Annotated in this window: 8 protein-coding genes; 5 read left to right on the top strand and 3 right to left on the bottom strand. The window is 39.7% G+C overall.

What is annotated here, in order from left to right:
* Window positions 1-56: 56 nt before the first annotated feature.
* Window positions 57-1,070, bottom strand: coding sequence for a nuclear transport factor 2 family protein (locus H5079_RS03315; RefSeq protein WP_182683425.1), 1,014 nt, complete (start codon window positions 1,068-1,070; stop codon window positions 57-59).
* 238 nt (window positions 1,071-1,308) lie between these two features.
* On the opposite strand from H5079_RS03315, the gene H5079_RS03310 reads away from it, so the two are divergent.
* From H5079_RS03310 to H5079_RS03290, 5 genes are all read left to right on the top strand, one after another.
* Window positions 1,309-2,919: a sodium:solute symporter family transporter gene (locus H5079_RS03310; RefSeq protein ID WP_182683424.1), complete on the top strand. Its 1,611-nt coding sequence runs from the start codon at window positions 1,309-1,311 to the stop codon at window positions 2,917-2,919.
* Window positions 2,920-2,929: 10 nt separating this feature from the next.
* Window positions 2,930-3,895, top strand: a complete 966-nt coding sequence (locus H5079_RS03305; protein WP_182683423.1) for an ester cyclase — start codon at window positions 2,930-2,932, stop codon at window positions 3,893-3,895.
* Between the two features lie 9 nt (window positions 3,896-3,904).
* Window positions 3,905-5,008, top strand: coding sequence for an ester cyclase (locus H5079_RS03300; RefSeq protein WP_182683422.1), 1,104 nt, complete (start codon window positions 3,905-3,907; stop codon window positions 5,006-5,008).
* The gene (locus H5079_RS03295) at window positions 5,005-5,859 is read left to right on the top strand and encodes a hypothetical protein (protein WP_182683421.1); all 855 of its coding nucleotides are present in this window, start codon (window positions 5,005-5,007) and stop codon (window positions 5,857-5,859) included. The genes H5079_RS03300 and H5079_RS03295 overlap by 4 nt, the downstream gene beginning before the upstream one ends.
* A 105-nt stretch (window positions 5,860-5,964) precedes the next feature.
* Window positions 5,965-6,282 carry a hypothetical protein gene (locus H5079_RS03290; protein ID WP_182683420.1) on the top strand — a complete coding sequence of 106 codons (318 nt, stop codon included), beginning with the start codon at window positions 5,965-5,967 and terminating at the stop codon, window positions 6,280-6,282.
* 77 nt (window positions 6,283-6,359) lie between these two features.
* On the opposite strand, the gene H5079_RS03285 is transcribed toward H5079_RS03290, so the two are convergent.
* Window positions 6,360-8,765: a TonB-dependent receptor gene (locus H5079_RS03285; protein WP_182683419.1), complete on the bottom strand. Its 2,406-nt coding sequence runs from the start codon at window positions 8,763-8,765 to the stop codon at window positions 6,360-6,362.
* Between the two features lie 339 nt (window positions 8,766-9,104).
* Window positions 9,105-11,459, bottom strand: coding sequence for a TonB-dependent receptor (locus tag H5079_RS03280; RefSeq protein ID WP_182683418.1), 2,355 nt, complete (start codon window positions 11,457-11,459; stop codon window positions 9,105-9,107).
* Between the last annotated feature and the right edge of the window lie 585 nt (window positions 11,460-12,044).

Here is a 12,044-nt window from a genome sequence, read left to right as displayed (position 1 = left end):
TAACCGTTATAAAAGAAAAGCTCTGTAATACAGAGCTTTTTAACAGCTTAAACAGGCTACGCCCTCGGATTAGCAATACTTTGTGTGCGTTTTAAAATATCTAAGCCTTGTTGTTTTAACCAATACGGTAAGTCAATAATTACCCAGTTTTCAACTAGTTTATCACCTTCACGATGATATACATCAACCACGCGCATATCGGCAGGAGTATTCGCTCCAGGTAAACCTAAAAAGCCACCAATGGCGGTATTCGTTAAGTTTGGCCAACCAAAAAAGCATGCATATTCATCCTCAGCAAACCGGCAAATATGGCCATTAAATACTTTACCCGTTAACCCTTCTCTAAACGGATACATATGTTGTTGCTGATAACGCTCAATTGTATATGTAGCACCAATACCCGCAGGGCCATACCAAACCATGTTCTCATCCCACGTTTTAGCTAACACTTCGGGTGGGCAGGTATTTATACCGCTTTGATTAAGCGCGGTTAGGTTATCAATCATCTGATTAACCAAGTTCATTGTGCGCGTACTTTGCTCATCGCTCCCTTCACCTAAACGAACTCCATCGTGGGTACGTGGCCCAGGGTAAGTAAAATATTGCCCGGTAGAGAGTGGTAATGGGTTTAAACCGACTTGTAGCATCACCCCAATAATATCGACAAAAAAGCCAGTTTGAATAATTTTACCGTCTTTAACACAGTTAAATTCAGCGTAGCGAATTGTCGCCAATTTATGAGAAGGTGCAATACCTAACCAGTCACGATCAAAGAGGCCCATAAAGTGCCCCATACTCATTACCCACTCGCCGCCATCGGCTTCGCTTTGTCCTGCAATAAAAATATCTTCACGGCGTTGAAGTGCTTTAAAAGAATGAAATAAAGGCTGCCACACATGTTCAATTACATCATTGACATTATTTAATTCATTAAACGGATGCACACCTTTAAAGCTGTAATTATCTGCCAAGTATTCTTTAAATACAGCATTTAAATCATTACCTTGTGTTTTTTCTAATGCAGCATGAAACTGACGAACCAACTGCTTATTATTAATTATTTCTGCCATGATGTTCCCTTGTTGTTTGCGCAATCAAATTAACACTCTCAAACCGCAAATAAATACGTATTGCTAAAATGTATTCTATTTAAAGAGTAATTAAAAGCCTGTAAATATTAAGTTATAAATCGATTTAAAATAATACTAATGACAATTGACTTCGAAGTCAAAGTGATTCATGATGATTCAAAATAAAAAGTATAAATAGGCTAATTAGCCCGTAATACCTAATCTAACAGGATTAATTATGAATGATTTTGGATTATTGAATTGGAGCATTCTCGTCGGGTACATTATTGCGAACCTCATACTTGGGTTTGTAATAAGTAAAAAGGTGAGTACTGCTAATGATTTTTATATTGGCCGAAAAAATACACCTTGGTGGGCTATTGGTATATCGGTAGTGGCAACCTATATTAGTGCGCTTACATTTTTAGGTGCGCCAGCGTGGTCTTACAAAGAGGGTTTATCTGTTATTGCCATACACTTAAACTACCCACTCGTTATTGTGGCTGTTGTGTGTTTGTTTTTTCCGTTTTTTTACAATGCAGGTGTCGCCTCAATATACGAATACCAAGAGCGTCGTTTTGGTAAAAAAGCGCGGATTTTAATCTCTACAATTTGGCTTATTTCACAAACAATGGGATCAGCCGCCGTACTTTATGCAACCTCTTTGGTACTTGCCTTTATAGTTGATATAAACGTTATTACCGCCATATTTTTAGTCACTATTATTGCGCTTATATATACTATGCTTGGAGGTATAACAGCCGTAATATGGACCGATGTTATTCAGTCAGGGATCTTATTTATTGGTGCAGGTATTATTATGTATGCACTTATTACCTCGATGGATGGCTCGTTTAGCTCAACACTTACTGAGTTAAAAGCACAAGGTAAGTTAGATCCTCTTAATTTCTCATTCGACTTCACTAAAGTCACCACCGTTTGGTCTGGCGTGCTGGCTATGTCGCTCTACCACATCACCGTTTATGGTACTAACCAAATGATGGTGCAACGTACTCTAGCAGCTAAAAATATTGGTGATGCTAAAAAGTCGTACTTACTAATGGGCTTTATTGCATTCTTTATTTATCTGTTTTTTATATTTATGGGCGTGTTGTTTTACAGCTACTACGGCGGCCGTACATTTGAAAACGACAACTTAATTATTTTACAGTTTGCAGCCGATTATGGCCTACCAGGATTAATGGGAATTATAGCTGCAGCAGTAATGGCTGCTTCTATGTCGAGCCTTGATTCAGCGCTTAACTCGCTTTCAACAATTAGTACTATCGACTTTTACAAAAAGTATTTTGCACCTGAAAAAAACGACGCTCACTATTTAGCTGCAACACGTTTATTTACTCTTGGCTGGGCAATCATAATCATTGTACCCGCCATTATGTATCACCTTTACAGCGAAGGCTCTATTTTAGAAATACTCACCAAGGTAGGTTCATATTTTGTAGGTGCTCAGCTAGGTATGTTTGCACTAGGATTTTTCTCTAAGCACACCACCGAAAAAGGCCTACTTATTGGCACATTAGTATCGTTTGTAACCGTTGCAATATGCGCCCTTTACACCGATATAGCATGGCCTTGGTATTGTGCAATTGGTGCCATAACGTGTGTAGTGTTTAGTATTGTTTTGAGTATCGCTTTTGATGGTTTTCAAGAGGAGTACAACGAGTACACAATTAAAGGTCAGTTAAAAGTATTTAAAGAGCAAAACCGACCAGAAAAAGAAAACGGCTGGTATTTGGTCCCTGGTAAATTTGACTCAATAAACTACTGGTTACTTGGCTTTTTTGTAGTGAGCTTCGCGTCTCTCATGTTATTTGAACATTTTGTATAAGGTGAAATAAATGAATATTTTAGAACAACTTTTTGAAAACTTCAGCGCTGCAAAATTACCAAATCAAGCATTGCTTGCTGATACCGTTCAATGGCAGGTAAGCTACCCTTTTGAACCAATTACATCTAAACAAAATGTAATTAATAATTACTTTGGTGTGCTTAAAAACTCATTACCCGATATAGAACGTAAACCCTTTATTTCTATTGAGGGCGACTACAAAGGCGAGCAATGGATATGCGCAACAGGCTACTTTACCGGCACATTTATAAAACCGTTATTAGGTATTCCAGCCACCGGTAAAAGTATTTTTATTCGCTATAGCGAAATGGCTCAAATAGAAAACAATAAAGTAATTAACGTTTATACCTTTTTAGATTTAATCGATGTAATGAACCAAGTAGGTGTAAACCCGCTGCGTCCAAGCTTAGGTTACCCGGGTTTAATAATGCCCCCCACTACACTTGATGGTGTGCCTGCTACAGCTAAAAACGACGAACTAAGTAAAGCCAATGAACAGCTCGTAATCGATATGCTTACTGAGCTTGGCCGCTACGATGGTAAAGACCTGTACAGCATTAATTTAGAAAAATACTGGCACCCAGATTTTATTTGGTATGGCCCTGCTGGTATAGGAACAACCCGAGGCATTAGTGGTTTTAGAGAACACCACCAAGCTCCATTTTTAAAAGGGTTCCCTGATCGTGGGATCAATAAAACACTCTGTTTAGTAAGCCACGACAATTTTGTAGCAACGGGCGGCTGGCCGCATATGTACGGTACTCATACTGGGGATGACTGGCTAGGTTTATCTGCATCGGGTAATAAGCTGTTTCCGCGTGTTATGGATTTTTGGCGCTGCGAAAACGGTATTTTAAAAGAGAACTGGGTCGCTATCGATATTCCTCACTTATTAGAGGGAATGGGTATTGATATATTCGAGAAAATGCAAAATAAAATAGCAGCAGCAAACTAAGAGATATTTATGAGCACACAAAACACAATTACCCAACCTTACTGGCTGCCTTTATCAAGCGTATTAAATCCGCAAAGTAAAAAACAGCAAATGCTTGTCGGGTTTGACGAAGAGTTTGTTGATATTGTTGATTACATTTTACGTATTACGCACCGCATTTGGGAGCAAAAAAACATTGGTTTATGTTATCGCTATTACGCTGATGTATGTCCTGTTTTTACACTGGGTGCTTACGGCGAAAATATTGAAGATGTTATTCAAGGCACACTTAAAACCATTGCCGCATTCCCAGATAGAAGCCTAATTGGCGAAAATGTTATTTTTTCAGAAGATGGCAACGAGCATTATTACTCATCACACTTAATTAGCAGTGTGATGAGTAATACCGGTAACTCAGAATTTGGCCCAGCTACAAATAAAACAGGCCGAGTAACCACCATTGCCGACTGCGTTTGTTTTGAAAATAAAATAGTAAAAGAATGGCTAGTACGCGACAACGGCTTTTTAGTTAAACAACTTGGCCTTAATATTATCAATGTAGCCAAACACATGGCCAAAGTACCAAGTAAAGAAAAACACATACAATGGCTTGATGAAGAGTTTACCCGGGTACAAGCAATTGATCACCGCACGCCAAGCACTCCAATTTTAGACGGTGAACTGGCCGCATTTGCGCATAACTGGTTAGATACGTTATTTAACCAAAAGCAATTTGCTAAAATACACGAGTTTTATAACTTAACGGCCACACAACAATGGCCAAGTGGCAGAATGGCAACCGGCCTTGCACAAATTAATGGTGTCTTTATACAGTTTTTTGCCAATTGCCCTGATGCCAAACTAACCGTCGATCACTTAGCAATTACCCCCTTTGGTGAGAGCACCACAGATGTTGCTATTCGTTGGTCACTTGCAGGGCATTTCAATCCACAAAGCGATGAACTAAGTAGGCTAAAAAATCTTCCTTATTTTGTGTTAGGCGCCTCACATTTACGCATCAAAAATCAAAAGATTATTGAAGAAGTCACCGTTTTTGACGAAGTTGCGCTACTCGCAAACCTATTTAGGTCACACGCATTAAATAGCCAAACAGAATTGGAGGTAAATGCATGATCAACGCAATTATCGATTTATACACCAAAGCAGATATTAAAACTATTTCAGGTAAATTGTTACGTAGTAGCCGTTGGCAACAACATCACTTTACCGCGATGGGGTCATTGCAAGCACAACCGCTATGGCTTGATTTTTTGGCGCAATATGGCGTATCAGAATTAATATCTAAAACGCACAGTAAAGGCCAGGAACTTGAGACTTTACAGCTGATATTACAACCTAAAAAATTACTAAAACCAGTAAGACTTTCGTTTGTAATTAAGCACAATAATACCTTCATAAAATCAGTAAAATGTGTTGTTGATACGCTATTATTGGCTAACAACGAATTTACAGGTGAGGCAAGTAATAATACGCTGCTGATCCCTAAGTTACCTAAAAGCGACCCTATTATGGTTTGCGATTTAGATAACCAGCTGCACCCTACGACCTTTCATGCAACGCCCAGTGATATTTGTGAATTACCAACGCAAACTGCCGAAACATTAAATAATTGGTGGCAAATTTGGCAGCTTAATAACTTAGCTAATTTTGAAAGTGTTTATGCTAAAAATGCAGACGTTATTCTTGCTGGCAGTAACGAAACACAATCAAAAGATGCACTGTTAAATTGCCATTTAGCGCTTTCACAAACCCTAAGCAGATGCTACGCCCAATTAGAAACCGTACAGTTTGACAGTGCCTTAAACCAAGCAACAATTTGCTGGACACTCGATGGGACTTTTAATGCTAAAAACGTACGCGTTCGCCAACAAATACTCACCGTTATTACAATTACTAACACTCTAATATCAAGCGAAGTAATGCAATTTGACACCCTCGCGTTAAATCAGCAATTCGCACTGTAAACACTTATTACTTCCCTTAAAGCGCTCACTGAGCGCTTTTTTTGTTTATAATTTTAACTTTTTTAGGTACATTAAACCTTAAATTATAATAATTAAAGACAATGAATGAAGTATCTCAGTATCGGTATCGTCTTACTTTTAACTGGCTGTCAATCTACGCCTACATTATGTGAAGTAGAACCCAACGCGCTATTGTGCGACTCAAGTTCTTATAATGTAGCTACGGTAAATGCATTAACCACATTCGAGTCAAGAGCCGGCAGAAAAGCATTCGCACTAGGGAAAACCTATAATGGTGGCGAGTTTTATGGTTTTTCAGAGGGTTACAGCTCACAATCTAAAGCAAATACAAGAGCCTTGGATGAATGCAAAAAAATACTCGCTAAATATGATAGTAATACTCAGTGCGAGCTAATTCGCTAGCTTTTTTAAATAAAAAAGCCAGCTAATAAATTATTAGCTGGCTGAGAGTTATGGCGATTTGGCCATTTTAAGAAACGTTAAAACTGATATTTTAAGCTCGCGCCCCACGTACGCGGGTTGCTCCAGTTTGCTTGTACTGAGTTAGCTGGCAAACCATCAACAATTTGTGAATGCACCACACCACGCGTTAATATGGCTTTGTCACCAATATTCTTAACGTATGCTTCAACCTGTACGCTGTCGTTTATAAACCAGGTTAAACGCGCATCAGCCATTAAATGCGCATCTACTTTTACCTCTGGAATGTTTGTATCAAACGCGTAGTAATCGTCTAAGTAGTTCATTTGAATATACGGCACTAAGTACGAGTCGCCCCCTAAACTAAACTCATAACGCGCCGAAAGCCCCATGCTGTACTCTGGAGCCATTGCAGGTCGCCAGCCTTCAAAACTAAATTGGCTAGAATTATCATTTATATCTTGGCGGCCACCTTGGTTACCCAGTGCTAGTAACGGACGAAGTTGCTCGTTACCCACAGCGTAACCATCAGCAAATTCGCTATCCAACAACGATAACGTACCCGTAAGCGTTAAATTATCAATTGGTACCCATTGAAGGTCGGCTTCAAGACCTTTAGTCTCTACGTCACCGCCATTTTCGTAATACTCAAATGTTGTGGCTGTACCTGCAGACACACATTCTAAAACAGTATCACCCGTTGTTGTATCGTTACATGACGTTGCAAACAACTGTGCTTTTACGTCTTCGTACTTATTCATAAATACCGACACATTTAAGCGCATTGCCCCATCTAGCAAGTAGCTTTTCAGACCCATTTCGTACGAAACAACATCTTCGTTATCATAAAGTGGGTCTGCACCACGTGCTACCACGCGCGAATCGTTTGCACCGCCCGTTCTGTAACCAGTGGCTACGCTTGCATAAACCATTATGTCTTTGTTTATGTCGTACTCTGCAGCCGCTTTATATAACATTGCAGAATCATCCCAATCGGGAATGACATCACCAGTAAACGTTTTATCGTCTTGGTTAACACGCAAACCACCTACAACACGTAAGTCTTCACTAATTTGATAACGTAACTGCCCATACGCTGCAATAGATTTAGCTGTATGCGGGTCATAATCTGGATTCCCCCACGAAGGCACAACGACAGAGTCTGATACACCATCGCCCGTTGTATCTGCATGCGATAACCAGCTCCAATCTGCTTCTTGATCAAAGTAGTAAAGTCCACCAATCCACGAAAAATCAGAATCATCATTATTTGATGCAAACTGTAACTCAGACGATAATGTTTTTTGATCGTCTACTCGCCCAAAACCACCTACAAAGTCAATACCGCCATCGCTATAGTCGTTGTCGTAGTATTGTTTGCCGCTAAGGGTTGAATAGTTAGTCGTCCACTTAATATCAGCAAAGTCGGTATACCACTCTAGTGCTACCGTGGTCGAAAAGCTTTCTTGTTTATCTAACGAAAAGCTATTGCGATAAACATCATATGGACCAAGATCTTCGTGCTGCGCATCACTTGGCTGATAAATATGACCAGCCGTAATTGTAGGTTTAGGATCAAATATACCGGAGCCAGGTGACGTTTCGCTTATTTGGTAACCCGCAATTTGCTGATAGCCCCAAATAGCTTCTGAGTTTGAGTTTTTACGCGAGTAGTCAAAACGTACCGTTGCGTTAAACTTATCGCTTGGTTGCCACTTAGTGACATTACGCATATAAAACTGATTTTTTTCGCGTAAATCATCCGAAGGCCCTGGAATCACTAAATTATTGATATAGCCATCGTGACGATCAGAGGCCACTACAAAACGGGTCGCGATTGTATCGCTTACAGGGATATTTATAATACCCTCGTAAGCACTGCGGTTATAACTCCCTGTTTCAACTTTTATACTCCCCAGTAAATCGTCAAAAACAGGTTGATTAGTAATTATATTAATACTGCCAGCAAAGGTGTTACGTCCGTATAGAGTACCTTGTGGGCCACGCAACACTTCTATGCGCTGCACATCCACCAATGCTCCTAAACCAGATGAGGTAGTAGGTACATAAATGCCATCTTGAAATATACCGACTATTTGCTCCGCAATACCGGTGCCTGCTACACCCACTTCATTAGTACGTGCGCCGCGCATGGCAGGGCGAACCTCACCACCGGATGACCCCATACGCAAACCCGGTACAACCTGCTCAAGACCCGTAACATCAATAATACCTGCACGGGCAATATCAGCCTCCCCTAGTGCAGTGATTGATGATGATACTTCCTGTAGATCTTGTGAGCGACGGTTTGCGGTAACGGCTATGCGTTCAATGGCTGGTTCTTTAATTTGCTGCTGAGTTTGTGTTGATGTTACTTCTTCAGCGCTATGAGCATTCATTGTGGTTGCTGCAATAGCAGTTGTTACAGCAAAATGAACGAGAGTCCGTGTAAATTTAGCTTTCATTATAATTATTCTCCCGAGTTTAAAACGTGTCTACTTCTCCCCAACTCTACATTTTCAATTATTACAGTAAACAAATTGTATCAATTGATAATGCATTGATACAAAATAGACTTCGAAGTCAAAAAGATCAACAACTTTTTGTCTGATAATTAACCTTAATTATTAAAAAACATAAATAACAATGGTTTAAAATAAAAACAAGCATGATTTCGAAATCTATAAAATAAAAAGGCCAGCAATACAATATTGCTGGCCTTTTAAATAATATCCAATTTTATTAATAACTTAACTTTAGCTAAACCCTAACTGAGTATAAAGCAATTAAAAACGATAGCTGGCTTAAAATTTGTAACCTATCCTTACACCATAAGTGCGAGGATTAGCATAGTCAGCCGCCGCCACATTACCGCCAAAGCGTACAGTTCTAAGCAAAATAAGCTCATCACCTGCATTTTGAACATATGCGCGTACAGCCCACTCATTATCGGCCGAATACCATGCAATGCTGGCATCGTATTTTTGATAGCTCTCTTGCGTACCAAACGAAAAAGGGAGATCGTTGGTCGTATACGAATCCGATAACTGAATACTGGTAGCTGGCACAATGCGGCCTTTATCACCTAAATCAAACTCGTAACTCGCTAATAGGGTAATGTTATATTTTGGGCTTAACTGCACTTCGTTACCGTCAAGTTGTAGTAAGTTATCTACGCCATTAATGGACTCTCCGCCTTCTTCAAACACATTTGGCGTAACAAAGTCGCCATAAGTAGAGTCTGTAAACGCGGCACGTGCACCTAGGCGCAATGCATCACTTGCCTGCCAATCAATTTCAAGCTCAAGACCAGCTGCATTAATTTCGCCCGCATTACCAAAAAACGATACCGCCGTACCGCCTACATTTTGAAAACGCGTAGAAAGTAAATCTTCGTATTGGTTGTAATATAAAGAGGCGTTAAATCTTAATGAATTATCAAGCAGCATGCTTTTAAAGCCTACTTCGTAAGCCGTTACTGTTTGCTCATCGTAACTGTTTTCACCGTTAAAAGCGCCCTGTGCATTACCCGCCAAAAAGCCTGTAGATACTGTAGCGTATAGTAGCTGATCGTTTGTTAAGTCGTGCTCTACGCCTAACTTCCACGTTACTTTACTCCAATCGCCATCTGCGTCTTTAACTTCTAATTCTGAAAAATCGATCGTGCTTAAATCGTTAGTATTTTGACCGTAAATATCCCACTCACGTTTATCATTAGTGTACCTTATACCTGCTATACCACGCGTATCATCACTAAATGCGTAGTTACCTTGAAAGTAAGCCGCCGCAGATTGCGTTTCTAACTGAATTTGTTTTAACCAAGGTGCATATTGAAGCGCTTGAGGCTGCGTTGTATCGGGTACATTATCAACCACAGCTCCATAGCTCGCATTTAAAAAAGCGTTATCTAGGTCCTCTGAAAATAAGTAAATACCAGCCACCCACTCAAAATCACTTTCGTATGTAGAGCTAACTTGTACTTCTAACGAGTTAGTTTTAGATTCAATTGCGTTACCATCTACAGTGGCTGCGTAAGTCGAAAAATCACCATCGGTAAGACGTGTTTCTTCGTAATCCATTGAGGCTGCAATTATTTTTAAATCAACCGACTCAAGCGACCAGTTTAACTCGGCGCTAATACTTACATCGCTCACATCGCGTGATGGTTTGTAATCAAACTGCTGAGTAAATGGGTCTGACGACACACCTTGCGCAGAATCAAGCCCAGGCGTTGCTACATTATCTAAGCCTGCACCAAAACGACCACAATTACTGCCGCACACATCATCGCGACCAATACGCTGAGTTAATGGTGCCGATAAGCTTGTTTTACCTGTCGTAGGGTTTATAGGCACACCTAAAATATGGTAACCAAATGCACCGCCGCCATTTGACTCGTCCTGCCATGTTTCTACTTTTACATTTAAATTTACATCATCGTTAAACTCAGTAAATATTTGGCCACGTAAAAAATACATATCAGCATCTTTTAAGCCTGCTGATTCATTAAACGAATTCTCTACGTATGGGTCGCGTATTTCTCGCACCCCAGTAAAGCGTACTGCGGTATCATCGGTTAAAGCGGCATTAAAAAAGCCTTCACCGCGTAAATGACCATAATTACCAAATGTTGTAGCCATACCACCTTCGGTAATATCAAGCTCTGGTTTTTTAGCTATTACATCAATTGCTCCACCAAATGAGTTACGGCCAAACAACGTACCTTGCGGCCCACGCAGAACCTCTACCCGCTCTAAATCTACAAAACCAGCAAGTGCTTGCCCATGTCGAGGGCGATAAACACCATTAGAGTAAAACGCAATAGCAACATCGTTAGCCTCTACTTGCTCTGTTCTGGCACCGCGCATGGCGGGGCGAGCATCGCTACCCGACACACCCGACTTTAAACCTGGCGCTAGGCTATCAAGGCTTAAAATATCAGTTATGCCATTTTCTAATAAATCTTTAGCCGACACCGCAGTAACTGCTAAAGGCACCGACTGAATACTTTTCACCCGCTTAGTAGAGGTAACAGAAATAACCTCCAACTCTTTATTAGGGTTTAGCTTTGCTTCTTGTGAAAATACAGATGCTGAGCCTAATAACGCCGTATTTACAGCAGCAAAAATAAGTGTTTTACGTAAAACATTCGTCGCCATGAGATAAATTCTCCACCTGTTGAAATGAATTTTATTAAGCATTTGTGGGCGCTATTCCCCACCACCGAATTTTTATTATTTATAATTATTAAAAACGCGATATTTAAATGACTATTTTTTCGACTTATAAAAACTACCGCCTTTTGCATTCGAATGCAATAAAATACATTGCATTATTTACATCTAAATAACACGCACTGCAAAAACAAAAGTTAACAGAAATTTAAATGGCTATTAATCATGGGGTTATGAATTTAAATTTGAATCTAAAACTGGTTTGGCCTATCCAGGTGAGGTGGTTAAAGAAAGGAAGTATTACAAATACGTATAAAACCAAATATTTGGACTTCGAAGTCTATTTGTTGCATGAGAAGTTATTCAAGCAACTACACTAAACCAAATTACGATTAAGTTTAAGGTGATGCGTTATAAACTTAAACCCAAGTTATATCGTACTTTCGAATAAATAAAATAACTACGGGCTAAAGACACCGATGTAACAACTATCATAATCCATTTTTGGAAAAGACTTACTCGTCGCAAAGTCGATAAAGTTCTTAAAAGAATGAGTTAACGTTTTAAAAT

Source organism: Pseudoalteromonas sp. SG44-5 (assembly GCF_014164175.1).
In the GTDB taxonomy this organism is placed as follows: domain Bacteria; phylum Pseudomonadota; class Gammaproteobacteria; order Enterobacterales; family Alteromonadaceae; genus Pseudoalteromonas; species Pseudoalteromonas nigrifaciens.
The sequence above is the reverse complement of the archived record's forward strand: the minus strand, read 5'-3'. Positions and strand labels throughout refer to the sequence as shown.

What these genes read in the sequence shown, in the direction of transcription:
- H5079_RS03315 (WP_182683425.1), bottom strand. Translation starts at nt 1,070, where the DNA reads ATGGCAGAAATAATTAATAATAAGCAGTTGGTTCGTCAGTTTCATGCT.
- H5079_RS03310 (WP_182683424.1), top strand. Translation starts at nt 1,309, where the DNA reads ATGAATGATTTTGGATTATTGAATTGGAGCATTCTCGTCGGGTACATT.
- H5079_RS03305 (WP_182683423.1), top strand. Translation starts at nt 2,930, where the DNA reads ATGAATATTTTAGAACAACTTTTTGAAAACTTCAGCGCTGCAAAATTA.
- H5079_RS03300 (WP_182683422.1), top strand. Translation starts at nt 3,905, where the DNA reads ATGAGCACACAAAACACAATTACCCAACCTTACTGGCTGCCTTTATCA.
- H5079_RS03295 (WP_182683421.1), top strand. Translation starts at nt 5,005, where the DNA reads ATGATCAACGCAATTATCGATTTATACACCAAAGCAGATATTAAAACT.
- H5079_RS03290 (WP_182683420.1), top strand. Translation starts at nt 5,965, where the DNA reads ATGAAGTATCTCAGTATCGGTATCGTCTTACTTTTAACTGGCTGTCAA.
- H5079_RS03285 (WP_182683419.1), bottom strand. Translation starts at nt 8,765, where the DNA reads ATGAAAGCTAAATTTACACGGACTCTCGTTCATTTTGCTGTAACAACT.
- H5079_RS03280 (WP_182683418.1), bottom strand. Translation starts at nt 11,459, where the DNA reads ATGGCGACGAATGTTTTACGTAAAACACTTATTTTTGCTGCTGTAAAT.